This is a genomic window from Candidatus Hydrogenedentota bacterium (genome assembly GCA_013359265.1).
Lineage (GTDB): Bacteria > Hydrogenedentota > Hydrogenedentia > Hydrogenedentales > SLHB01 > JABWCD01.
The window spans coordinates 1-25,656 of record JABWCD010000014.1 but is presented as its reverse complement, the minus strand read 5'-3'; the positions used below and the strand labels follow the sequence as shown (position 1 = coordinate 25,656).

Below are 25,656 nucleotides of genomic sequence, written 5' to 3'. Positions count from 1 at the left end.
CTCAGTGGCCCCGTAGCGCACAATACATCGCGCGCCACGATTCGACGGAGAGCGGCTCCTTGCGCAGCGCGCGAAGCGCGTGCTTGCGTGCACTGGCCACGTAGCCCGCCCCCAACGCCCACCACGCCCATTTGCGGTACGACTGCCCGACGCTTGGCGGCGCGACAATGCGCCGATCAAGCCCTTCGGGAACAGGCAATCCGCGGCGAATGTGCGCGTCGCGTACAACGTCAATCGTGGAAGCCTGCTGTTTCTCCGATTTCGAATAACCGATACTCGACAGATGCTGCCGATAGCGAAGGACCACGTCGGGCAGGTTTGCGACACGCCCCACTTCCGCGAGCCGCAGGAAGAAATCGAGGTCCTCCGCCCAGGGATACTTCGCGCTGTACCGGCCGATGGCTTCAATCGCCGAGCGGCGCGCCATCATGGCTGGATGAATAATCGTGCCGCCGCGGCCGGCAAGGTGTGCGGCGTCGATGTCTTCGTGCGTCATCTCGTCGCACATTTCGCACAGCGGCGCACCTTCCGCATCGATCAGAAGCACACGTCCGCCAACAACAACGCAGTCGGGGTTTGCGCGAAGAAACGCGACTTGTTTCTCGAAGCGATCAGGCAGCGCTATATCATCCGCGTCCATCCGCGCGATAAACTCCGCCCGTGCAACCTCGAGTCCCTCGTTGAGGGCCGCGATGTAACCTTTGTTTCCGTGCGATGCGATGCGAAACCGTGAGTCCTTCGCAGCGTACTCGCTAAGGACATCGAGCGAGTTGTCGGTTGACCCGTCATTGATCACGATGTATTCGAAATCGCCGACGGTCTGATTCAGAATGCTGTCGAACGCCTCGCGCATGTATTGAGCGTTGTTGAACACCGGCGTGATGACCGATATTGTGGGCGTGTGGTCTTGGCCGCTCATATCGCGAATCCCAACGTAATCAGGACTATCGCCAATACGAGGCCGGCAAAGTCCAGTTTCGGCAGCCAAACATTGTAGCGGCGCACGGCCCAAACCAAGACCGGGTATAGGAATAGTTCCGGCAGCGTTACACCGATGAGCACGCCGACCATACTGCCGTGGTTCCAAAAGCTTGCGGCCAGGGGCGCGAAGTAGTCTGGCTGAGCGATAACAGGTGTGAGGACGGCGTTCCCGATGAGCGCACCGGCGTAACCGCCAACGAACATCGTCACGCACATCAACACCGTCCGCGTACCTTGCATGATCATGAACCGGTAGGAGTCGCCCATGGCAAGCAACACGGGACCGACCGTGCTGCCAATGACGGAAACGATCGCGCCGGCGGAAAGAATCTGTAGCATCCAGCCCGTTTCCTGGAACTTGTCGGGATAGAACAGTCCGACAATGTCTTGACCCCAAACGACGAGCACGCAGACGGGCGGTACGCTCAGCGCCATGAGGACAGCACGGACTCGGTACGTTTGGCGGCGCAATTCCGCGGGCGTTTCCTCCGCAATACGTGCATAGAGCGGAAACAGGACGCGCTGCGAGATGTGGTGCATGCCCTGCACCAGACCGTCCTTCAAAAACACGGCAATCCCGTACGCGCCGAACATGGCGATCGGCATATACCATCCCATAAGCAACTGATCGCCGCGGCTCGCTAGAAACCCGAAGAGCGTGCTGAAGAAAATCCACTTTCCGAAGTGGAGCAGTTCGTACTTCGATGCCCTGTCCCATGCGATGCGATTCGCGGGGCCCGGACAAAACTGATGGCTCGCAATCATTCGGACGAGAGAAGAGAGCAGAGCGCCCGCAATCAACGCGTAGACGGTACGGCTGAAGTACGCGAAAATAAGGGTTCCAATAATCGCGATGACTTGCGTGCCAATGTTGATAGCGGCGAGGCGGCCGAGCCGCACGTCACGGTTGAGCAAATAGAGTTTTGTGGAATTGAAACCCTCTATCAGGCCTGCCATGCCCGCCAAAGGCAGCGCGTACAGCACAGTCTCGTTATCGTAGATTCGCGAAACCGGCCACGCCAGCAGGGCCGAGACGAGCGAGAAGCAGACGCCCCGGATAATCTGCATCGTCCATGCCGTGTCAAGAAACTTCGGGTCCGAGCCGCGCTTGCTCTGAATGATACTCTGCCCGATACCAAGATCGGAGAACATACTGATGCCCTGCATGAACACCGCGACGATCACATTGACACCGAATATCACGGGGTCGTTTATGATCCCCGCCAACAGGACGTTCGACAGGAAGCGCAGCGCCTGACTGCCTCCGTATTCGACGATGCTCCATGACGAGCCATGAAGCATCATCTCCTTGAGCGAGCGCTTGCGCGGTGGTGCGGGTGTAATAGCCGCATCTCCCGGCGATTCCGGCGTTATGTCAACTACTCCGGACACTACGACTTTCCCTGGGCTATGACCTGCTCGGCTTCGGCCTTGCGCGGAAAATCGAGGCCGAGCTGATTGGCGTACTGCAACGCGAGTTGAATGTTGTTCTTGCCTTCATCGGCCTGATCCTGATCGATAAGGAGCTTTCCGTAGTCGAGCATTAGCGTTGGATCGCCCGGACGCAATTCGAGCGCGACGGTCAGGTTCTTCCGGCCTTCGACCGAATTCCCCGTACGGACCTGCGCTATGCCGAGCGTATGAATTACCTCCGCATTCCGCGGCAACTTCTCGAAGGCGCTTTGCGCGAGCGACAGTGCCTCGCTGGCGTCCCCGCCAGTTTGCAGCAGGCAGTACGCGAGATTATTCGCTGCATACGGATCGTCCGGCATGAGGTCGAGCACATGGCGCGAGGCCTCGAGCAACGCGGGGTAATCGAATTGGTCGCTGTGGAATTGCGCGAGGCGCCGCCACGGCAAATCATTGACTGGCTCGACGGACACCGCCTTCTCCAATGAGGCTTTCTGGCCAACCGTATCCTTCATTGCGCCCTGTACGTCGGCGATGCCGACCCACGCTGCAGCCATGGCGGGGTACTTTTCGGTGAACTGCTGCGCAGCCGTGAGCCGATCCGGAAAGTCGGATGCCCGCGCCAGTGCACTGAGCAAGAACTCGACGAGGCGCGCTTTGCCGGGCGCCTTCTCGTCGGCCGTGCGGAACATCGTGTAGGCATCGCGCCAGAATCGGATTTCGCGCAGCGCCATGCCGTATGCATAGAATCCGAGAGCATCGGGGTCCGCCCTCAGTGCGACCGCCAGTGATTCGCTGTCCTTGTCGATCGCATCGGTAGTGACTCCGAGCGCACGCGCAAGTACGATCGTGGAGGGACCCGTGATCGGTCCGCCTTCCGAGTTCTGCAACGGGCCGCCTGCTTCGGCAATCTTGCCTGTCTTCGCGAGCGCAGCCACGTGCATCAAGCGTGTCGGGACTGGATAATTCGCACGCGCCGCTTCGGTACAGCGCGCGAGGACAACGTCCCATTGCGTGCGGGCAGCGGCGATGAGCGCGGCGAGCAGGAGACGCTGATGCTTGAATTCATCCGACGCCGGTAAGGACGCGAGCACGTCTTCGGCTTTATCGGTTTCGCTACGCGCAAGCAACAATTCCGCAAGCGCGATCGTGAGTTCCTGCTTGTCCGGGAGCCGTTCGATTCCCTTGCGCAGCACTTCCTCTGCGAGGGCAAAGTCGCCGGCATCGCGATACACGCGCGCGAGGTTTAACATCGCGGGGGCATCTTCCGGGAACAATGCAAACGCGGACTCGGCCTGACGGCGCGCGTCCTCGGTGAGTCCTGCTTCGAGCATGGTTTCGAACAGGGCCTGCCGCGCTTCGCGGTTGTCGCCGTGACGCGAGATCAACTGTTTTAGCGCGCCTATCGCGAACTTTGGCATGGCAGCGCTTCGGAACATGCTGGAAACGTTGTAAAATGCGACGCCGTTGTCGGGAAACTCTTTCAGGCACTGGGAGTAAATGCGAAGCGCCTGCGCGCGCGCGCCGAACATCGCCAACGCAAACCCCTCGGCATTGGCGCGGAGAATTCGGCGATCCGGGATGGCCTCCTGCCACGAATCGATTGACTCCTTGAGCCTCTGCGCGTCGCGGCTGAACAGGGCGTTGATATACTTCGCGACGGGCGAATCCGGTGGCAGCGAATCCGCCATCGCGCGCGCCACCGGCAGGTCCTGCACAAATACAGCCGCCAGCGCAATCGTATCCGCCACATTGTTCTCCCGCGTGGCCATAAAGGCTTCGCGGTCCTTCAGGAGTGCGCGCAGGGACGCGCTGCGCCACAAGGCCTGCCACGTTACAGCGCCAGGCTTTTCGACGTTTGGAGACGGGGTCGATTCCGCCGGCGTTGCGGCTAATGTCTCCGCTCGCGACTGTGCTTCGGATAACAGCTTCGCGATCTGGGGATCGTTTGGCAACGCACCCGCCGCCGCTTCGAGGCAATTCACGGCATCGTCGCGTTTCCCCTTCGCAAGCAGGCAGGCGCCGATCACGTAGTTGGCCCAGGGAGATTCCGGCGTTTCTTCGAGGATAGGTCCAGCGATTTTTTCGGCCTCGTCCAGCTTGCCGCTCGCCAGTAACGTGCGCGCCAGCGACAACTGAATCGCCTTGTCGTCGGGCCGTTGATCGGCCAGGGAGCGGAATTCATTTTCGATTTCCGACAACTTGCCCTGCGCGCGGTAGGCTTCGACCAGCATCATGCGCGCGGGCATGGACTCCTTGTCGGCATCGAGAGTCGCCTTCAGTTCCTTCTCGGCGGCGGCGGGGTCGTTGGCGGAAATCAGCGCGCCGGCAAGATTGACGCGGACCTCGACCGAATCGGGGTATGAGTCGCGCAGGCGCTTGAGTTCCTCGACGGCCTCCGACGCGCGGCCGGTGTCGCGCAATACCGCTGCATGCAGGATGCCGCCGAGGTCAGGTTTGATTGCGGAGTATTGCGATGCCAATTCTTCCGCCGCCGCGGTGTCTTTCAAGGCGAGCGCTGCTCGCACGCCTTCGAAGTATGCCTTGTCTTGCGACGGATCAAGCGCGACCGCCTCTTTGTAGGCCTTCAATGCGGTTTCGGTCTGTTTTTGAAACCATAGGCAACGCGCCTGGCCCAGCTTGGCGGCCCCGCTCTTGGGATCGACTTCGAGCGCGCGATCGAATGCTGCAGCGGCTTCCTGAACGTTTCCGAGCAGCAAGTAGGTATTGCCTTGCTCGGTAAACTGCTCGGCACGGCGCTGGGAGCAGCCTGCAAACAATAGCATGGCGCACGCGCCCGCGAGCGCGGCTGTCTGCACTATCTTCGCTATTGTCATGGTCCGTCTCCTTGTCACTCGATGTGCTCGAGCATTACGGGCGCGAACTTGGTCGCGAAGTCCTCGAGCGTATCGAATGCAGCGCGTTCGCCTGCCGGCCCAATTGGCGTGGCCAGTTTGATCATCGCGGAAGTCGGCTCGCCAAACGTGATCTGGTTTCTCGTCCATTCGAGTGCGTTGCGGAAAAAGTCGCCGGTAACGTGGTCGCCGGTCTTGAACCAATACAGGACGGCCTCGCTGCGGTCGGCCTTCACGAGCACGAGCTGCTTGGCAGAGAACAGGATACCAATCGGCACCTGGCGCTGTTTGACGATTTCCCATCCGTCGCCGACAAGGCACACCTCGGGAAAGTGGAGGCTGCGGCGCGTGGACCCGGCGTGGACGATGCTCAACTGAACGAACCGGCCGCCGGGCGCCGCGTAGTCGCGAATCATGATCGCGCTGGTTTCGAGAATGCGGCGCGTGGTTTCGTCGATCTCATAGTCCTTGCGTACACGGTAGTCGGCGATTTCACGGGGAATTTCGAGTGTTTCGGGCGCAGCCGCGTTCATGTTCGCCGACGATTGCGCGCGGACGATTTGCAGATGGAGCACCATGACCATGCCAAGGAGCGCGATCGCCGCCAATGCGACAGTCATGCTAACCGATCGAACGGGCAATTGAGCCGCACTCCGCGGTGCACCGACGTCTGGGGACGCCGGCGCCCAACGGCGCAACGGAATGTCAATCGCGGTGAACAACGCAATCGCAACCGCGTAGATCAGGAAGCCGGAGTAGTCATGTACCCAGCCCCCGGCCACTTCGCTTCCCCAAAAATAGCCCACGACGCACAGCAGAAAAATGCGCACGATGTTCGAGACAATCGCGATCGGGCCCGCCAGGACCAGGATGAGCAGGCGCGCCCACGTCTTCGCGGGGCAGATGTACGCCGCGACGGCGCCAATCGCGAGGAGCGCGATGAGCGATCGCAGGCCACCGCATACGTCGCCGACGAGCAGCCGATCCGTGCCAAAATAGATGTATGACCCATCGCGGATCATCGGAAGCGTGATGGCGTTCGCCATCCATACCGCGCACGAGGCGGCCATTAGCTTGAGTTGCAGCGCGATGCTTTGGGTGAGCGACGGCGGTATGGGGATCATGAAAAACAGGAACAACAACGGAAACCAGAGGCCCAGGGCAAGCCGCGTGCCCGCGAACGCAATGACAACGCCTGCAAGCATCGGAACGAGGGATATATGAGCGAAGACACGAAAGCCGAGAAAGTCGCCCAGCACAAGGAGCAACGAGGCCATCGCGACCCACACGATTCCCCACGCGGAAGAACGCCACGAAAATGCGAGCAGGGCGGCCCGGTTGCGCCAGGCAAAGTACGCGCTGATAAACGGCACGAGAAATCCATGCGTATAATACGAATCGACAAGCATCCAGTTGACGTACAACTCGCCGCACGAGCGCCAATACGTTATGACGAGCAGCAAGGCCACAACGGCGAAAAGCATCACGGTGGTTGCGTCGGGCCGCGATGAGGCGCGCGGTGCGGACGTTGGCGTCGAGACATCCGTCATGCCGCGGCCTCCTTGCGTTGAATCGCTTCCTGCAACTGATCGAGTCGCCTCGCATCGACGACTTCGCCTGCGCCGGCTTTGGCGCGCGCCTTGTCGAGGTGCTGTCGCGCGAGCTCCAGCTCGTTCGTCGCGAAGTAGGCTTCCGCGAGCGCGACGTCGAACTGCGCGGGGACTTCCTCCGTTTCGAGAGCATACGGGCGTAAGTCGCGCAGTGCGCGTTCGTATTGGCGCATAGCGACAAGAATCACGCCGCGCGTGCCCTTGTATTCGGGGCGGTCGTCCAGTTCGATGGCGCGGTCCGCGGATGCGAGGGCTTCCTGCAAGCGGCCGTTGATCTGGCCGAGTAAGCGCGCCCGTGTGTTCAGCATGTCCGCGTCGTCGGGGTTGCGCGACAGGTACCGGTTACATAGGCTGAGCGCTTCAAGATTGTCCTCTTGCCGCAGCCGCACGGCGAGCATCGCGCGAATCGCGGGAATGTAATTCGGGTCTGCGAGCAGCGCGCGCGTAAGACACGTGGACGCTTCGCGCCAGCGCGATTCGCTTTCTGTTTTCGCCCACCACTGCGCCAGCGCGACCCATACGGCGGGATCTTCGCTGCGTCCTTCCGCGAATGCCGTGACCAGGTTTCGTGCCTCGTCTTCGCGGCCCTGCCGCATGACTACGCTCGCGAGCGCTTTCAATGTCTCCAAATCGTCCGGGTGCGCAGCGTATTCCGCGCGGAGCGGCTCTTCGGCCGCACCGTCTTCGCCGCGCGCTACAAGCAGAGCGCCGCGCAGCGCGCGAAGGCTTTCCGCATAGGCGGGATCGTCCGCGACGAGCGCTTCCAGCTTGCCGAACGCCGCCGTCGCGTCGTTGCGCGCTCCGCGTTGAAGCAAACACGTCACGAGCATTTGCCATGCCGCCGGGTCCGCAGGATCGTCTTCGAGAATGCGGCGAATCACCCGCTCGGCTTCAAAAAGCCGGTCCGTGTTCAGCAGCGCGTCAGCTTCGAGCAGGCGGAGGGCGGATACATTCGGCGCCAGCGCCATCGCACGCTCGATGTGCGTGAGCGCGCGCGGATAATCCAAACGCGCGAGCGCGACCTTTGCAAGCCCCCAATGCGCGCCGACAGCGGAGGTGTCCATGGCCACGGCGTTTTCGAACAAGTTCTGCGCGCGATCCAATTCGGGCGGAGTCCGCCGTAACAGCATCAACCCGTCGGACACCTGGAGCATCGCGTTGCCGGGGTCTTCCTGGCGCACGGCGTGGACCAACCTCTGCGCGTCCTGCTCCGCCTGTTGCGAGGGATCGGTCACGAGATAGGTTTGAGCAAGCTGCAGGCGCGCAGCGTTTAGCCGCCGACGCAGCGTCGTTCCCGAATTCACGCGTGGCGCGCACTCATCGAGCCACTGAGCGGCCTTCGCGAGTTCCCCGTGGCGCAACGCAAGCGCCGCCCGCTCGACTTCGAGACTGACCCTCGCTTCGCTTTCGCCCAGTCTGCCGATGCCGCGCTCGAGCATGGCCATCGCTTGCTCATAAAACCCGTGCTGCGCAAAGAATGTGGCCCATTGGGCGTACTCGGAATGACCCAGGCTCGCATCGGCGGTGGCTTCGTCGATGATCTTGGCCGCTGCTTCCGGGTCGTTGGCGACGAGCGCCGCGCTTGCGCGCATCAACAGGAACTCGGTGGGGTCGCATCCCTGGGAAATGGCCTTATCAATGACCGCGGTAGCTTCGCCGGGCCTGTCTTGGAGCAACCAGAGGTCCGCGAGAATGCGGTACGGCATCGGCGCGGCGGGATCGGTCTCGATGGCTTTTTCGAGCGCCGCGCGAATGTTGTCGTTGTACTCGGCGATTGCGTCGCGCCGTACCGCGGAATCGAGCAGCGCCGCCGCAGTGGTGACCAGCAGTTGCCGATCGGGATTCGACTGCTTGGCGAGGTCTTGCGCGCGTGACGCAAGCATCTCGATGGACACCGGACGACCGAAGCGCTGCGCCATCAATCGTTGTGCGCGCACATCGGTGGGGTTTTTCGACAGGTACGTTTCAAGCGCATTGCGCGCGAGCTCGATCTCGCCGGTTGCGAGGTAGGCCTCGGCAAGCGTGTACTCGGCCAACGCGAACCCCGGTCGAAGCTGCGTCACCGAGGCAAGCCGCTTGACCGCTTCTGACGGCTCGCCGCGGACGAGCAACTCCTTCGCCGTGAAATACTCGCTTATGGGAAGTTGGTCGGGGTACGCGGCCGAGTATTCCGCGATAGTCGCCTTCGCGTCCTCGAACGCGCTCATCCCCAATTGCAGATCGGCAAGCGTAATCAAGATGACGGGCGTGTCGATGCGAACGAACACATCAGCCTGCTTCAGCGCCTTAATTGCGTCTTCCATCATGCCCTGGTACACGTAGGCGGATGCGAGCATGAGATATATAGGGCCTTCGTCCGGCTTCGCCTGGATCGCGTTGCGCAGGTGTTCGATGGCGCTCGCGTACTGCCGCCGCAGCAAGTCCGCCTGCGCAGCCGCGACAAGCACGTCGGGATCGTTCGGCGACAATTCAAGCGATTCATCCAGCATTGTCTGCACTTCGGACCACGTGCTCTTTCGCGCAAGAAATCGCGCGTAGTCGGCGACGATACGCCCGTCGTCGGGACGCGCCGCGCGGGCGCTTGCGAAGACTTCTTCCGCTTTGGTTTCAAGTTCTTTGTCGCGAAGCAAACGGGCGTAGTTCCCATACACGTCGGACCGATCGGTGTTATTCTGGATCAGGGCCTCATACCCCGCCATGGCTTCGTCGATCTTGCCCATACGGTCGAGCGCCAGCGCACTGTAATAGAGGTAGTCCGCGTTGCCCGGCGCTCGGCGCAGCCAGTCGCGTGTGAAGTACTCGAGCGTACTCCAAGCCGATAGCTTTACGTTCAGATCGACCATCTTCTGGCGCACGTCGTCGCGGCCGGGATGGTACCAGAGTATCTGCTGGTACGCAGTGGCGGCCGCGCGGAGCGACCCGATCCGATCCTCGGTCAATCTGCTGCACGCGTCAGCGTATTTCAGCAGGAGATCGGAGTTCTTTGGGTCCTGAGGAAGATAGCGCTCGAGGAGTCCTTTGGCACGCGCCCATTCGCCGTTGTCGTACGCAGCCAGTGCATCGTGCAGCCACGCGCGGTTGCGGTATTCGAGATACAGGAACGCTCCGCCAACCGCCACGGCGCCGATCGCGACGACGCTCGCAAGTAGTACGGCAAGGATGATGACCGTCTTGCGTTTCATGAGGTCGCAGAATCCGGTTTCGGTCGCGAAACATAGACCGACCAGAGCTCGGCAAGCAGCAACTTTAGAAAGAGCGCGTCTTCGACAAGATACCGGCGCCACAAGCGGCGCGGCTCTTGATACAAGCGCCAAACCCACTCGAGGCTGGCCCGTTGCATCCAGACAGGCGCGCGCTTCACGCGGCCGGACAAGAAGTCAAATGCAGCGCCGACGCCAATCATTACAGGCGCTCCGCATGCGCAAGCGTTCGCGTGCATCCAAATTTCTTGTTTCGGCGAGCCGAGGGCAACGAAGACAATGTCGGGCCGCGCGTCACGCACGAGAGTTGTGGCCGCGGCGTTCGCCTCCGGGTCGGCATAAAAGCCGAACGCGGGCGAATGCACGCCGGCGATTTTGAGCGCCGGAAATCTCCGCTTAAGCTGATCGGCGGCCTCGGCGGCGACACCCTCTTGCGCGCCAAAGAAGTACACCGAGTACCCGCGGTCGGCAGCGTGACCGGAAAGCCACGTGATCAAATCCGACCCGCTCAGCTTCTGCCGAAGCGGACGTCCGAGCAGTCGTGATACCCAAATGATGGGCATACCGTCGCACAAGACAAGCCACGCGTTTTCGTACGCGGCGCGAAACGCGTCGTCGCGATGGTAACGGCACACGTGGTCGACATTGGGCGTTACAATGCACTGTGGCGTGCCGGCCGCAATTTGTTCGTCCACCAGCATCACCACTTCATCGAGCGTCACGTCGCAAAACCGCATGCCGCACATGCGGCGCTCGCGCACCACGCTCGCATGCGGGGCGCGGCCTGGCGGTGCGCCAGCGGCAATGAACCGCGCCGCGCTTCCGGTGTTTGGAGCAGCCGTGTTCACGAAAACTTCTCCGTGGGATGCCAGGGGCCGTTGACTATTTCGCGCCGCCGTTCGGAGCACGCGGTATCGATTGGCGGCCCCTTTGCACGAATTCCTGTTGTCAGCCGCCGGCGCGCCGTGGCTAGGCGCCGTCCTGCTTGGGCCGAATCGCACGGTCTTCCAGCAGTATCATTGTGGGCAATTCGTCTCCATCAATCTTTTCCGGCGACGGCCCGATGAGGGATTCGTCGGCGGACGCCGACGCGTCGACCGATTCTTTGCCGTAGTTGTAGAACTTCTCAAGGTTGTCGCGCATATAGCCGCCCGCCACGGGCTTGGCGCGGTTCAGCACGACACCAATGACGTTCGATCCGATCTGCTGCAGTTCGGAGAGGGCGCGCCGCACCATTCCCAGGCTCGACACTTCCGCGCCGACTACCATGATCACGCCGTCAACGACCGGTGCGAGCAATTTTGCGTCAGCCATCAATAGCGTAGGCGGCGAATCGATCAGCACATGCTCGAACGCTTCTTCCGCCTTTTCAAGGAACTCGACCATGTCGCGCGACGCGAGCTTGCCGATGACTTCCGTTGTCAGAAAACCGGGACCCATCACGTAGAGATTGGCAATGGGCGCGGAACGCACTGCTTCCTGCAACGAGACTTGGTTCGCGAACACCTCGCCAAGCCCCGTTCCACGTTCCATCCCGAGCGTTTTCTCGACAGACGGACGGCGCGCGCAGATATCGAGCAACAACACGCGGCGATTGGCCTGTGCCAGCGAAATCGCAAGATTGCATGCAAGCGTTGTCTTACCGTCGCTGCGCGACGCGCTCGTCACCAGGCACGTGTTCAATTCGGCAGACCCCTCGGGCGGATAGATGATGCGCGTGAGAACGCGGCGGAACTCGTCCGCCGAAATCGAGTCGGGATGCTCCGCAGTCAGCAGCGCAGCCTTCGTATTGGACGGAAGTTTCTCGGCACTCAAATCGGGAATCATCGCCATCATCGGGAGATCGGTGACATACTTCAGATCGAGCACCGTCCGGACCTGCTGGTCTGTCAATTCGCGGTAAAGGCCGAAGGCAAATCCCGCCCCGCACGCCATCATGCACACGAGTATCATGACCTTGAGCCGCTTTTTGAAATCGGGCACTGACGGCGCCTGTGGCGCGACCGCTACGTCGATGCTCGCGGGGGCGCGGCTGTCGGCGCGCGCAATGCGGATGCGATCCTTGACGTTTCGCAGCATGTCGCGCACGTCCGCGAGTTCGGCTTCCTTCTCCTTCAGTTCCGACATCGCCTTGCCGTACTCGATGTTGTCGGAGGCATGTTCACGCAATTCCTGATCGAATTTGTCAACGCGCTTGCTGGCGTCAGCGACGCGCTTGGTTGCGGCCTCGAGGTCGATGTCCGTTTTCGCGTTCTGCGACAGCAGCGCCTTCGAACGGGCCTGCTGCTTGGCCGTCTCGACGCCCGCCGCCAACGAATTCCGTTCTTTGGTCAGCGCGACGTAGCGGGGCGAGTCCTTCTGGAAATTCGCACTCCGGCTCAGTTCGCTGTCTTTCGCCGCAAGCTGGTTGGTCTGTACCTGCACCGCAGGATCGGAAGCGACGATCGTTTCGATGCCAAACTCGTACACGGGTTCCGACGGCTTCGCCGCGTTTTGTTCGATTAACTCGGCTATTCGCCGCTGTTGCGCTTCAAACTGCTCGACCGCGGTCTCGGCAGACTCCTTCTCGTCGATCGCTTTCCCGAGATTGTCGAAATACGCTTGCCGTTCCGCGTCGACGCCGATACCGCCACTCTCGCTGATGACCCCGCCCACGTTCTTTCGCCGGTCCGACACCGCCTGTGAGAGGGCGGAAATCTGGGTCTCCAGATCGTCTTGTTCCTTTTGGAGTTCGCGCGTAATCTCCGCGTCTTTGACTTGGTTCGCCTGCGATGCGTGCTTGAGGAATTCTTCTACGGTAGCCCTCACTATCGTATGGGCGGTGTTGCGGTCGCTCGATTGATACGACACTTGGACCAACTCGGAACTGGGGATAATCCGCGCCTGAAGTTCCTGGGCGAGATAGTACGCGGGGTCCCTCCGGTTCACCATCGACGGCAGGGTGCGGACGTCTTCCCGTTCGGAGACGCGGCCCAGGACCGCCGCGCCCTTAATCAGGTTCACCTGCGTCTCGACGTATTGCCCATAGTCGGACGCAACAGCGATCTCCTGGTTCGTGCTCAATATTGTTGGCCGCGTGTGCGAGAACCGAATCATCGCGGTTGCTTCATATTCGCGCGGAATAACAAACCACACGGCCACAAGCAGCGGAACCGCCAGCGCGGCCGAGATTGCGATCATAACGGGGCCGCGCGTGCGAACGAGCCGCTTCAGGTTGATGCCGCGGCCGGCGCTGCCCGCGGAAGGAGCGGCGCCGATCGGTATCAGTTGGGTTGCCGTTTCGGTCGTGAAATCCGTGGGCATGCGATCGTTCCTACGGTTGCTGCTGCTGCGCAGAGAGAATCGACAGCGTCGAAAGCGCGGCCGAACTGTTGTTTCCCGTTCCGATAAAGCCGCGAATGGTCTGTAGCGTATTCAACAGATTGTTTCCGTCGTCGCCCGAGTCCACCAACAGCCGGTTTCGTTCGTCCGCATAGTATGCGTCAAAGGTCTGTGTGTACAGGCTGAGCACGGAGGAAATCGTACCGGTCAGGCGTGACACAAATTCCTGCACGCGCACGAGGGACTTGCGCGGGATGTAGATCACGTCGCCGGGTCTCATCGGGAAATCGGCGCCGGTCTTGAGAACTTGGCGCAGGTCCACACGGTAAACGTCGACGTTTTCGGCGTCCACAGGACGAATTATTCCGACCTCGCGCAGTTTGCCCTCGGACTCGTTAAAGCCGCCGGCCTGCGTCAGCACCTGCAGCAGTGTCTGTCCTTCATACAGTTGGAAGACCGACGGCTGGCGCACTTCGCCGAGCACGTACACCAAGTTCACGTTCTCCGGGATGTACACGACGTCGCCCGGTAACACCGGCGTTTCCGACGGATGTGGGCCGACCTTCGTCAAACCGCGAAGGTCCAACTCGATGACTTCGCGTTTGCCGGAGGCCGAACGAATGAGAAACGCTTTCGTCAAAGTGCCTGTCGTCGCGGCATATGACTCGCCGCCGGACCGCTGCGTAATGCGCAGGCCACCTGCAACGTTTACCGCTTCGAGAATATTGATCTTGTTCGTGTACGGGAAGCGCGTAGGGTTCGCCACGTCGCCAAGCACGTAGTAGTACTTGCTCGTCGCGGCGCTTATGTTGAGCGCAAGTTGCGGCTCGATAAATATCTTTTTGTACGCCTCGACGGCCATGGCCTCCGCTTGGGCGCGGGTCTTCCCGTTTACCTGGAGGTCTTCCTTGATAAGCGGCAACGAGATAGTGCCGTCGAACAACACGATCACCTGTGTGCGGGAGAGCGTGGGATCGTCAAACGACTGAAACGAGAGCGTGTCTCCCGGGCCCAGCGTGTACTCGGCGGGCGCCTCTTTCACGGACCCTTCCGGTGTCGCGGCGCTCTCGGCCGTTGTGCTCTGCTGCGGCGCGGCGTCGCCGGGCTGCAACGATTCGGGCAGCAGCCCCTTCGTTGACACGCGAACGGACTCGACAATCGGAGACTTGATTTCTGCCACCGTCTCCTTCTTTTTCAAAACGCCCGCGTGCGCGGACACTGCCGCGAAAAACACTGCAAGCACAAGTACGGCCCCATGCCGACCGGCCCACATCGTATGATGCGTCATGACTTTCTGGCTCCCTTAAACCTCGTCCTGCTCGATGCCACCCGCTTTGCCGATTTGATATGCGTCAATCCGGCGTAACAATGAACTATAGCTCACTTTCAACAGCTTCGCCGCCTTGCGCCGGTTCCACAATGTGAATCGCAATGCCTCCTCGATCATGGCGCGCTCCGTCTCTTCGACGGCTCGCTGCGTCGCCTCTTTAAGCGGAATGAAGCGCTTGGCGGCGGATTCGCCCGGTCCATTCGACGGTTTGACCTCGACGGGCCTTGGCGAAGCCCCCGCGGGCGCCAAGTCAGGGCTAATCGCTTCGCCCTGCAAGGCCTCTGGATCGTCTGTCGTAACATACTTTTTGACGCATGCGCCGAGCTCGCGGATGTTGCCATACCATTCGTACTCGACCATGCCTTCCAGAATGCTTGCGGGAATGGGTTTGTACGGCTTTCCGAGCCGCTCGCAATGATTAAAGTTGAAGTGCTCCGCAAGTAGCGGGATGTCCTCCTTGCGTTCGCGAAGTGGGGGCATTGACACGACAACTTCACCAAGCCGGAAGAATACGTCCTCTCGCATGCGGCCTTCGCGCACCGCCTTCTCGAGGTCCACGTTCGTCGCGGCAATCACACGCACGTCCACGACGATGGGTTGCACGCCACCGATGCGCATGAACGGCTCGCCGTCTAGCACTTGTAGCAGTTTGCCTTGAACAGTATAGGAGGTCTCGGCAATCTCATCAAGGAAGATCGTCCCGTGGTTGGCGAGTTCGAATCGCCCCGGCTTCGATGTGCGCGCGCCCGTGAACGCGCCGCGTTCATAACCAAACAGTTCGCTCTCCAGGATGCTCTCGGGTATGGCGGGGCAGTTCACTTTGATGAAGGGTTTGCCGTACCGCTCGGAGTACTTGTGAAGGAGCCGCGCGGCGATATCCTTACCGGTCCCGCTTTCTCCATTGATGAGGACGGTAATCGACGATTCGGCCAAGCGCTGGATCACCTCGCGCACGTGCTGAATCGCCGGGCTAACGCCGAGCAACCCCTCATTCAATGGCGCCCGAATGATCTCCTCGTGAGACCTGGGCGCCTGGGCCAATTCTGGCACAACTACCTCCTGCGGAGTGGTGCGTACCGTTTGCGACACGGTATGCCCCGGTATCCCTTCGGGGACTCCGTCCAACTGTACCGTCCGGCGAGGCCGTACGTTCCACGGGGAGACAAAACAATTGTCATGCCAGACAATTCTTGAATCCGGCTCGCTCGATTTCATACTTACGAGTTCTCCTTGGATGCCATTATATGGTATGAGACTCAGAGAATATACCAAATATTGTGGTCAAATCGGCCAGCGTCGCTTTGCCCCTCCACCTGGCGTCTTGAGCAGTCGGTATTACGGTTGTTCAGGGGTGACAAACTTACGTCCTTACTGTACAAAAATGACCGATAGATCCGCATCACAAGCCTGGCGAATGTAGAAGTCTTGTCATACCCGGTTGTAGCTCCCCTCACCCACGCAGGTCAACGCCGCGCGAAGGCCCGAGATTGGACGTGATGTGGTTTTGGCGCCGATTGGGCGGTCGTGGTGGGCATCGTTGGGTGGTCGGGAGACCGGCGTCACAAAAGTGAAGCGGTGGGCCGGCTTGGCCCACCGCCTCACTATTCAGCACTAACGCAGTCACTCACAGCGTGACCGCCACACAAGGAGGTCGACTCTAGTGATTCTTCCGGAACCGGCGGTACGCAACCGTCGCCAAACCAAGGCCCAAGAGCGCCATCGAGCTGGGCTCGGGGATTACGGTCCGGTTCAGCGTAATCTGCACGAGGATGTCCTGGTAGTCCTGGTCGCCAATGTCCTGCTGCTTCGCGGCGCCATCCACGAGGTAAGTATATGGCAGGTCTTCGAAGCACAATAAATACGTGTCCGCATAAGGCGTCGTCAGGATTAGCACGTGGATTTCGTTGTCGATGGTTTGGAACTGACCATTGTTCAGGTTCGCTTCCGAGAACCAGTCGAAGTACACGTTCGGGTCCGAGGGAAGCGCGGCATGATCGTAGAACCCGATGGTGCCAAGTCCAGTCGCATCGATCGTGATGGGATCCATCACGATGGGGCCTTGGCCTACGTTCGGGTCACTGTTGTCGAACGGACCCATTATGTCGGTCATGTTCAGGGCCATCTTCGATTGCGACGGCGTGTAGTAGCCGATGGTATCCGTCAGGAAGGCTTGGCGCCACAGGGCATCGAACGAGATGGATTCCACATCGGGGTCGATTGTCATTGTCTCCCAGCCCGTCTGCAAGGCTAGAAAAGCCGCATCGTCCGCGGCTGTAAAGTTCGTGCCGTAGATGCTGTTATAGATCGTGTGAAGCTCCGGCTCACCCCCGTTCGGTGTACCGGTCACCACGACTGCAGGGGCCGAAACGCAGACAATGCTTGCGGCGGCCACCAGCGTCAACACTCTAAGGGACTGCATTGAACCTACCTCCACTTCCTGCCCCCGCACAGAGGGCCTGGCATTCGAGTCAACCCCTGGCTCGGCCAGGTACAATAACTACCGGCACTGCACGCTGCAGATGCCGTGCCAAAATTGGCTGAATGCTCACAACCGCAACTCACAAAAGAGCTTAGATCGTGATCGGACTCACCGCGTCTGTGCTCTCCCACGAACTTCGGCATCAATAGTTGTCATGAGTGACAACTAATTACTCATCCGAGAAGCAATACTGCCTCAACGAATGCAAACGAGGCGGATAATAACGCACGCTACAATTCAACCGAACCGCGACCTTGGCCTCACCTAATAGTACACATCAGTCGCTTGAATATGTCAAGTAAAAAGTCATGCCTTGCTTATTGCGCAGCCACCATTTACGGGGGTGAGGAGCTAGCGCCGATCCAGCCCATATTGTTCAATCCGGCGGCGCAACGTTTGATAGCTGATGCCGAGGTCGTCCGCGGCCCGCCGCCGGTTCCATTGGTGGCGTTCGAGGGCTTGGCGGATTTGCTCGCAATCGTCCTCTTCCGAAATAGGCTCCGGAGTTGGCGTGGGGGCGTAAATTCCTTGCGTTGTCCGCTCGCTTTTCGGGCGCATTGGCGCGGGACGGTCGCCAAGCGCAGACTTGCCGAGCGCGAGCCAACGTTTGATCGTGCTTTCGAGTTCTCGCACGTTGCCGGGCCAGGGGTGGTTTGCAAGCGAAGCCAAATCTTCCGCCGAGATGTTGAATCCGCCTTCTCCCGTGAACCTTCCGTGCTTTTGCAGGAAGTGCCGTACAAGCAACGGCACGTCCTCCTTTCGGGACGAGAGGGAGGGTACCCAGATACACACTTCGTTCAGGCGAAAGTACAGATCCGGACGGAAAGAGCCGTCGCGCGTTTTCTCTTCGAGTTCCGCGTTGGTTGCCGCGATGATCTGCACATCTACTTGGATGTGACGGCGCCCGCCGAGTTTCGTGAATTCCTTGTGCTCGATCACCTGCAGGAGTTTTGCCTGCAAGTTGGGGTGCATATCGCCGATTTCGTCGAGGAAGATGATGCCTCGGTTGGCCAGCTCGAAGCGGCCTGGCTTGGTACTGACCGCCCCGGTGAACGCCCCTTTTTCATAGCCGAATAGTTCGCTCTCGAGAAGCTGTTCGGGCAGTGCGGTGCAATTCACTTTGACAAATGGTTTGTCCGACCGGCGCGATAAGCGGTGGATTTCGCGAGCGACCATATCCTTGCCGGTGCCGCTCTCGCCCCGGATAAGGCAGTTCAGGTCGGTTTGCGCCACCTGCTTGATGATCGTCCGGAGTTCCTGAATGGCCGGACTGATTCCGATGAGGAGGGACGGATCGTTTGTACGCTTCGCGGGCGTGCCGGCGGCACGGGCCATGATTGACGGCCCGGTGTCCAGCGCGCGCGACAAGGCGGCACGGATTTCGGAAAGGCTGAAAGGCTTCGGCAAGAAATCGGCTGCGCCACGGCGCATGCACTCGATGACAAGTTGCGGGGCGGAATCAACCGCAACGCAGATGACGCGGGGCCCGCTTGGGGACTCGATGAGCATCGTGAGGACATCCTGCGTCAGCCCCGCTTCGGGCAAGAGCTCCATCACAATGCACGCGATGTTGCGGTCAGCGGCAGTGGCGAGCGCGTCCGCAACCGAGCCGACGGCCGTCACGTCGAAGCCGGATTTCTGAAGACCCCTTTCGAGCGCCCAACGAACACCGGGATCCGTGTCCACAACCAAGACAGTGCGATCATTCTCACGTCCGCCTTCGTCGCTATCGAATGGGGCAAACAGCATCAGCCGACACCTTCGCGGCGCAGGGCGGCGGTGGTGGCGTTACGCGGCAGCACAATCCGCAGCACAGACCGGCCATCTTCCGAAATCTCAGATGTCAACGTGCCGCCGCACGTATGAATGGCGCGTTCGGCCAACATGAGACCCGGATTTCCTCCGGACGCATCCGTGCCCGCAAGTGCAGGCGCGGACGAGGGCAGCAGCCCGCGCGGTCCGCCGTGGCTGATTTCGAAGGTGATATGGTCGCGGTCCATCTCGTACAACCGGAGCGCCAGCGATCCTCCCATGTCAACGTGCCGCACCGCGCCCAAGATGAGATCGAGGAAGGTCCGGGCGAGAGCGGTCCCGTTGAGCAATACGCACTCGCAGTCCGGGATGAATTCCTTCTGGACGATGACGCCGCGGCTTTGCACGGCGACCGACAGCATTTCAAGCGCCTGGTCCACGTATTCGTCCAGACGGACCGTCTCGACGGCGTTCTCGCGCAGAAGGGAGAGGCGGCGGAATTCCTGGGTCTGCCGGCGCAGCTTGTCTACGTTTTCGCCGACGATTTGCATGCCCTTCCGCTCGTCGTCGGACGTAAGGGATTCGTTAATGAAATCGGCGGCGGTCTGGATGGCCGTCAAAGGTTGTATGAAGTTTCGCGCGAGTTCAACGGCAATGTTTCCGAGACTCGCGTGGTGTGCAACATGAAACAGCAACTGCGCGCGTTCCCACTCGAACGCGAGGAAGTACGCCGCCGTGTCAAGAAACTCCTGATCGCCGGGCGTCATCTCGAATTCCGAATCGAGGAAGAATCCGACAATCGTAGTCGATCGCTTCCAGAGCGCCTGTGGGAAAACGACGGCCGTCAACGCCGTCGTGTCGAGCGTTGAATTGCGGTCCAGCCACTCCTGCATCATCATTGTCGGCTCGGCCTCGGCCATCAATGGATCGAACCCGCCGACGGTCGCGTTCGATCCCACCGACGTAAGGACATCGATCGCCATTTCCCCGGGGGGGCACGTGGCGCACATCAATTTCTGGCGCAGGCAGTCGCACAGCGCAAGCGCGCGAATGGGGACATTGTGTGTCAGTTCGGAGAACACCTGTCGAAAGAGTTGGTCTTCGGAATAGTACTGGTTGGACAGTTGGGCGAGCTTTAGCAGTCCGCGCAGGCGCGCGTTGCTCAACTCGCGCGCGGCGGCGTATTCGCGGATGTCGGCGGTGGCGGCCTCGACTTTAGCGCGCAATTGTTCCCGCTCTTCGAGCAGCAGGCGGAACAGTTCGGTCCGCTCACGCGACACGGCGTGGTGCGACAACGCACGGCCAACCGCGGCCCGCAGCGACACCGAATCGAGCGGTTTGGTCAGGTAGTCAAATGCCCCGCCGCGCATGGTCGAGATGACCGTCTCCGCGGAGGAGTCGCCCGTGAGAACGATGGTAACGAGGCAAGGGTCCTCCCCGGTGAACTCGGAGAGCAATTCGAGACCGCTCCCATCGGGGAGACCCAGGTCAATCACCGCGCAGGCAAAATGGTCCTTCTGAAACAGGGCGCGCCCCTCGGCGCAGGTAGCCGCCAACTCGCACTCGTGCCCTTCGCGCGCGAGCACGTCATGCAGGAACGTGCGCATCGGTTGGTCATCGTCGACGACGAGCAGGCGATACGCTTGGGCGTCCCCCATTTGGGTGGTTCCACCGGGCATTATTTGTCCCAAACTCTGCACATTTCCGGCCAAGAGCCCCCTCAGTTTTCTCTGTATTGTAGTGTCATTAGCACGACACGGATTCGGACTCACCGCTAAAAAAGTTGTCACGCTTGACAACCTTCCGGCGGCGTCCGTCAACCAACTATTTTACACGATCTGGCCAGCTCTTGCATAACTCTTTCATTTTGAGCATCTTCGTGCTACAATCCGCGAAATCATGCCCTTGGCATGTGATTTGCGCCTTCTGGACTACGCGGTTGGGAGGTCCGATGGACGATATCGCTAAACTCAAGTCAGTCATCGAGGAGCTACAGGACCGGCTTCGGGAGGAGGTACAGCTTCGTACCGAACTCGAACGGCGCTGCCACCTCCTCGAGAAACTGGCTTATCGCGACCCGTCCACCGGCCTGCGCACGGAGACCTACCTCCATGCCAGGGTTCGCGAGGAGATTGATCGATCCATCCGGTACCCCGCCTCGGCGACTCTGCTGACGCTGTGCGCCCCTCAGGGGGCGGACGAGTCGGTACCGAAACTGGGCGTTCGCCTCACCGGCGAACTGCGGGCCACGGATCAAGTCTTCACGCTAAGCACCCACGGACTGGCCATCCTGCTCGTGGAGACGCCGGAAGATGGCGCCCGCAGGGCGCTGGACCGGCTGCAGGCCGATATCGAGCAGTTTATCCGCGGTTACGGCTTCACCGTAACCACCTTCCCCGTAGACGCAAATCAGGCTGAAGACTTTCTCAATCTGGCATTAGAGCGCCATGAGAAGGTGGCGCAGCAATTGCGCCCGGAGCCGGCCGGCGCATTCGCCTCCGCCCGCGTCCACTAACGCTCCCGAACCATCTTACCGGAACACGTCCGCGAAAAACGCCTTCATGTCGTTCCACGACTTTTCGGCGGCGGCGGCCTGATACTTCGCGCCATTCAGGTTGTGCCGGTCCACGTCCGGATTCGTGAAACTGTGGACCGCCCCTGGGTACGCGACAAACGTGTACTTCACCTTTGCGTCGTCCATTTCCTTCTTGAACGCGGCAACCTCAGCCGCAGGCACAAAGGGGTCGTCCGCGCCGTGGCAGACCAGCACGGCGCCTTTAATGTTCTTCGCGTCCGCCGCGTTTGGTGTGCCGAGCGCACCGTGGAAACTCACGACGCCCCTCACCGGCGCGCCGCTCCGCGCGATCTCGAGCGCCGTCGTCCCGCCGAAACAATAGCCAATGGCGCCAAGTTTCGAGGGATTAGTAAACTTGAACTTTGCGAGCGTATCGAGCGCGGCCTGCGCGCGTGCTCGGAGCGCGGGGCGATCCCCTTTCAGCGCGCCGGACAACTTGCCCGCCACTTGAGGGTCATCGGTCGTGACGCCCTTGCCATACATGTCCGCAGCGAACGCGACGTATCCCATTTCCGCCAGTTTCTTCGTGGAATTCTTCGCGTGATCGTTCAAACCCCACCATTCGTGCACCACGAGCACTCCGGGCCGCTTCGCGCTCGATGAATCGTCGTACGCGATCATGCCTTCGAGTACGGCGTCGTGGTCCTTGTACTGAATCATTTCGGTCTTGATTGCCGCGCCCGCCGAAAACGCCGCGCATACACACAAAAGGCACGTGGACTTGAACATGGGAGGAACTCCTCGCGGATATGGATTCGATCGCAGCGAATTGAGCGTAGCTCGGACGCCATCACAATTCAATGCGCGGGGGTAGGCAGGGAATCGTCAGGGGCGAAATGGGGGGAGCGCATTTGACCCGGCTGGCTCCATTTATGAATTCGAGAATGCGATGTCGGCAGTCTCGCCCGAGCGTATTTCCACAAGTTGTTGTCGCATTTCTCGATTCACGCCAGTCCTCTTAAGCATCAACACGGTATATCTGCCAGGTTCCAGTGCGCCAAAGCGAATCGGTTCAAGTACCCTGGTGGATGCGCTTGCCACCCATCCGGCGTGACTCTGGTCGGGGTCCTTCAAGAAATCCTGCTCTCCCGAATAGACATTAACGATCACGCTACTGTCGTCATCATTGTTGACAAAAGAGGATACGTCGCAGACTAATGCCGAGTCGGAGCCAAAGACGATGTCCTGCTGGACATACTCCTGTTCCCCGATCTGTACATCAACGCTCCGCGACACAGAAAGTTCGCCTTCACGCGAGATGCGAGCTGAAATGGTCAGTGTCCCTGCGGCAACGTCCTCTATCTCAAAGTATCCCTCGCCGTTTTCGAAAACGTCATACCTCATTATTTCGTCGCCTGCCATTACGTTTGCCTCGACGGATACACGATTGGGCCGCGTCACGTCGCCGATGACGTGTCCCGTAACCTTGCTCCTTCCGCGCAAGAGCGCAAAGTTGACGGTCGTCTCTTTTCCGGCGGCAACTTCGACATACTTGGAAACCGTTACTGGGTACCCTGCGTTCAACATGTTCAATCCTTGGGCGAATACTCTGACCCTGCCACCGCGGACTTTTTCCACGGTGTAGAATCCGTCGCGATCGGTCCTAACGTTTCTCGACCCGTCAGCGGAGACTAGGGCATTCGACACCGGTCTCCCGTTCGACGTAACGTGCCCGTTCACCACACCATAACCCGTTAGCCGAATGACCGTATTGGGTACTACGCCGCGAACAACCGTGAGTTTCGCGCGGCCTTTACCTTCAACAGGATGAATAGCATCGATAATCAACGTACCTTCAACGACACCCCCAAAACTGAAGCGGCCGCCGGCATCCGACCTCAACGATTCCTCGGTTGCAACTTCGTCGAAATTGCTGGGATCGCCGTAGGGATATACTTTGGCGCCGGCCACTGGGATGCCGGACGCTGACAGCACGGTACCCTCCACACGACTGCCCTCTTCAACCACAATTTCGAGCGGTGCGATTTCTTCGCCAGCAACAATATTCAATTCGGCAAAGCCCGGTAGGGTATCGTCCCCTTTGGCAAACACTGTCATTGGTCCTTCGCGTTTGCAGAACACTTCGAATCGGCCCTCGGGGTGTTCTCCAAGTACAACATCCTCGTCGTACCGCAGGTACGCTGCCATGTCCACCATGAGCACCTTCGGACCGCCTGTCGTGACACGGAATTTCGTAACGGGTTGACGCGTTCCCGCATGCACCACGCGGCCCGTGATCTTGACCGCGTACGGCAACGTAAAGTTCACGTTTTGCGAACCCGTCATTACATCCTGGCGCCGGGCCCACATGTGCTTGGGTGTGGGCCGCGGTCTATCTGAAAACCTAAAGTGGTCGGGAGGTGTCACCGATACGTCGTAAGTGCCCTCAGGGATCTCGCTGATTACATACTGGCCCGCCAGGTCGGTTGACGCGTAACACTGACGGACGCTTTCGACGCGTACATGCGCCCCCGCGATTGGCGTGCCGTCCTCCGCGGTTACCGTGCCGGAAATGGAGGACCCCATATCTCCCGCGACGATGCGTATGCCAAAGACGTGTTGGCCATCCGCAATCTCTACAATCCCCCGGCTTGCCCGCTCGGGTCCCGTCATGTCGGGCCGGCTCAGACGCAGGTCGTAGTTCGCGGCAGGCAGTCGTTCCAATCGAAATTGACCGTGCGCGTCTGTCTCCGCGTTGGGACGTTCGTATTCACTGAGCGCAAGACTGGCCACGCCGTACACCGTCACGCCGGCTTGCGGCGCGCCATAGATATTGACTACGACGCCGGAAATGGAACCGCTGCCATCGAGCGGCTTAGGAAACACAACGACATTGTTCTTCGTTGAGATAGGCATGTTCGCTGCGACACTCGTGGGCTTCTGAGGTTCCGGCGTTTGCGACGAAGTCTGTGCGATCGTCTCTTGTTGCTGTTTGGGCGATGTTTCGTGTCGCAGGCGAGGGAGCGTGACGCTGAACGCGATCAGCGCGGCGACCGCGCCTGCGCCGACGATTGCTTTCTGTGTGGTAGTCACGATGAGCGCTCCTTTAACCAGCGTCGCTGCGGTTGCAGTCCCCAGCACGCCGCCTGCTGGCGTAATCCCGCCAATCGCGATCTTCGCGATGGTGTACCCGAGTGCGTCGGGTACTTGGATCGGCTGTTGCCGGATAGTTTCGAGCATTGACATGAGCGACACAGCCGGATACGAATGGCCCTGTTGTTTCAATTCGTCCCGAATGCGCTCGATTGCTCGCCCAATGCGGTGCGTCACCGCGGAGCGCGTGACGCCCAGCGACGCGGCAACCGCGTCGTGGGTTTCGCCGAGGAAGAAATGCGCGACGAGCGGCGCACGAAGTTCGACGGGCAGGTTTTGGATGAGTTCGTCGATACACGCATAGACGTCGTCGTGTACGGGTGCGGCCACGATTGCCACGGTGCGCGCGGCTTCGAGTTCGCGGCGCGCGCGCCGATTACTCGCGCGAATCGCGTTGAGGGCTTTATTCGTCGCGACCCGGTGCAGCCAGGGACCGATGTGGTCGGGAACGCGTTGCCGAACACCCGCCAGAGCCTCGAAACACTCCTGCGCCACGTCTTCCGCGTCCGCGGCGTTGCGCAGGATACGCAGGCAGGTCGCGTACACCATGGGAAGATACTTTTGCGCGAGTTCCCGAAACGCCTCGGCGTCACGCGTATCGATCCATCGGCGAAGTAGGACCGCGTCCACCGTTTGAAGTCTCCGTGCACCGTGACACAATTCTATCGGATGGACACCGAACGCGCCGAAAAGGTGAACGCGGACTCGTCACGGGGCAGTGCGCGCCCGGACTACACCTCGAATTCGCGCATGGCCCTGGGCGGACCGAGGATTTCGCTGAGGATGATGCCGCGGCGCAAATCATCGGGCGATGTGAGCCAGCGGCCACGGCGGCGCGCTGGGAGTACGCGCGACTCTTCGCGCTTCGCGCGCGGGAACGGCGTAGTCGGGCCTTCGTCGGGATCCATGAAACGCTGCGCTGGACGCGGTTGCTGCCGTCGCGGCATGGGCGCGGGGCGTTGCTGCGGCACTTGCATTTGGCGCGGCATGGCGCCTTCGGCCTGTTGCGGCACCATGCGCGGCGGTTGCGGTCGCGGGGCCTGACGCGGC

The 25,656-nt window shown here is 60.5% G+C and carries 16 protein-coding genes; 1 reads left to right on the top strand and 15 read right to left on the bottom strand.

The genetic code is table 11. The features are described from left to right. Window position 1 precedes the first annotated feature (1 nt). The 12 genes from HUU46_13810 to HUU46_13755 all read right to left on the bottom strand — a co-directional run bounded on the left by HUU46_13810 (window position 2) and on the right by HUU46_13755 (window position 20,596). The gene (locus tag HUU46_13810) at window positions 2-919 is read right to left on the bottom strand and encodes a glycosyltransferase (protein ID NUM54716.1); all 918 of its coding nucleotides are present in this window, start codon (window positions 917-919) and stop codon (window positions 2-4) included. Then, window positions 916-2,373: an oligosaccharide flippase family protein gene (locus tag HUU46_13805; protein ID NUM54715.1), complete on the bottom strand. Its 1,458-nt coding sequence runs from the start codon at window positions 2,371-2,373 to the stop codon at window positions 916-918. The genes HUU46_13810 and HUU46_13805 overlap by 4 nt, the downstream gene beginning before the upstream one ends. Beyond that, window positions 2,373-5,228 (bottom strand): tetratricopeptide repeat protein, encoded by a 2,856-nt coding sequence (locus HUU46_13800; GenBank protein ID NUM54714.1) that lies wholly within the window; start codon window positions 5,226-5,228, stop codon window positions 2,373-2,375. Before HUU46_13800 ends, HUU46_13805 begins: the two co-directional genes overlap by 1 nt. Before the next feature lie 14 nt (window positions 5,229-5,242). Continuing rightward, window positions 5,243-6,796: an EpsI family protein gene (epsI, locus tag HUU46_13795; protein ID NUM54713.1), complete on the bottom strand. Its 1,554-nt coding sequence runs from the start codon at window positions 6,794-6,796 to the stop codon at window positions 5,243-5,245. After that, window positions 6,793-10,038: a tetratricopeptide repeat protein gene (locus HUU46_13790; GenBank protein ID NUM54712.1), complete on the bottom strand. Its 3,246-nt coding sequence runs from the start codon at window positions 10,036-10,038 to the stop codon at window positions 6,793-6,795. The genes epsI and HUU46_13790 overlap by 4 nt, the downstream gene beginning before the upstream one ends. Continuing rightward, complete coding sequence (locus HUU46_13785; GenBank protein NUM54711.1) at window positions 10,035-10,904, bottom strand: WecB/TagA/CpsF family glycosyltransferase; 870 nt, start codon at window positions 10,902-10,904, stop codon at window positions 10,035-10,037. The genes HUU46_13790 and HUU46_13785 overlap by 4 nt, the downstream gene beginning before the upstream one ends. Window positions 10,905-11,025: 121 nt before the next feature. Beyond that, window positions 11,026-13,359 carry a polysaccharide biosynthesis tyrosine autokinase gene (locus HUU46_13780; GenBank protein ID NUM54710.1) on the bottom strand — a complete coding sequence of 778 codons (2,334 nt, stop codon included), beginning with the start codon at window positions 13,357-13,359 and terminating at the stop codon, window positions 11,026-11,028. Window positions 13,360-13,369: 10 nt separating this feature from the next. Further along, window positions 13,370-14,665 (bottom strand): SLBB domain-containing protein, encoded by a 1,296-nt coding sequence (locus HUU46_13775; GenBank protein ID NUM54709.1) that lies wholly within the window; start codon window positions 14,663-14,665, stop codon window positions 13,370-13,372. A gap of 15 nt (window positions 14,666-14,680) precedes the next feature. Then, window positions 14,681-15,757, bottom strand: a complete 1,077-nt coding sequence (locus tag HUU46_13770; GenBank protein NUM54708.1) for a sigma-54-dependent Fis family transcriptional regulator — start codon at window positions 15,755-15,757, stop codon at window positions 14,681-14,683. Between the two features lie 607 nt (window positions 15,758-16,364). Beyond that, the gene (locus HUU46_13765) at window positions 16,365-17,126 is read right to left on the bottom strand and encodes a PEP-CTERM sorting domain-containing protein (GenBank protein NUM54707.1); all 762 of its coding nucleotides are present in this window, start codon (window positions 17,124-17,126) and stop codon (window positions 16,365-16,367) included. A 411-nt stretch (window positions 17,127-17,537) separates the two neighbouring features. Next, a complete protein-coding gene (locus HUU46_13760; GenBank protein ID NUM54706.1) occupies window positions 17,538-18,935 on the bottom strand; it encodes a sigma-54-dependent Fis family transcriptional regulator in 1,398 nt (465 codons plus the stop codon). Next, window positions 18,935-20,596: a response regulator gene (locus HUU46_13755; GenBank protein NUM54705.1), complete on the bottom strand. Its 1,662-nt coding sequence runs from the start codon at window positions 20,594-20,596 to the stop codon at window positions 18,935-18,937. The genes HUU46_13760 and HUU46_13755 overlap by 1 nt, the downstream gene beginning before the upstream one ends. A 293-nt stretch (window positions 20,597-20,889) precedes the next feature. On the opposite strand from HUU46_13755, the gene HUU46_13750 reads away from it, so the two are divergent. After that, on the top strand, window positions 20,890-21,453 hold the full coding sequence (locus HUU46_13750; protein ID NUM54704.1) for a GGDEF domain-containing protein: 564 nt from the start codon (window positions 20,890-20,892) through the stop codon (window positions 21,451-21,453). Window positions 21,454-21,468: 15 nt separating this feature from the next. Here the strand turns inward: HUU46_13750 and HUU46_13745 are convergent, their stop codons facing one another. From HUU46_13745 to HUU46_13735, 3 genes are all read right to left on the bottom strand, one after another. Continuing rightward, complete coding sequence (locus HUU46_13745) at window positions 21,469-22,242, bottom strand: dienelactone hydrolase family protein (GenBank protein NUM54703.1); 774 nt, start codon at window positions 22,240-22,242, stop codon at window positions 21,469-21,471. Window positions 22,243-22,383: 141 nt separating this feature from the next. Next, entirely contained in the window at window positions 22,384-25,236 is a 2,853-nt protein-coding gene (locus tag HUU46_13740; GenBank protein ID NUM54702.1) for a sigma-70 family RNA polymerase sigma factor, read from the bottom strand. A gap of 101 nt (window positions 25,237-25,337) precedes the next feature. Next, window positions 25,338-25,656 (bottom strand): hypothetical protein (locus HUU46_13735; GenBank protein NUM54701.1); only part of this gene is annotated, 319 nt, incomplete at its 5' end.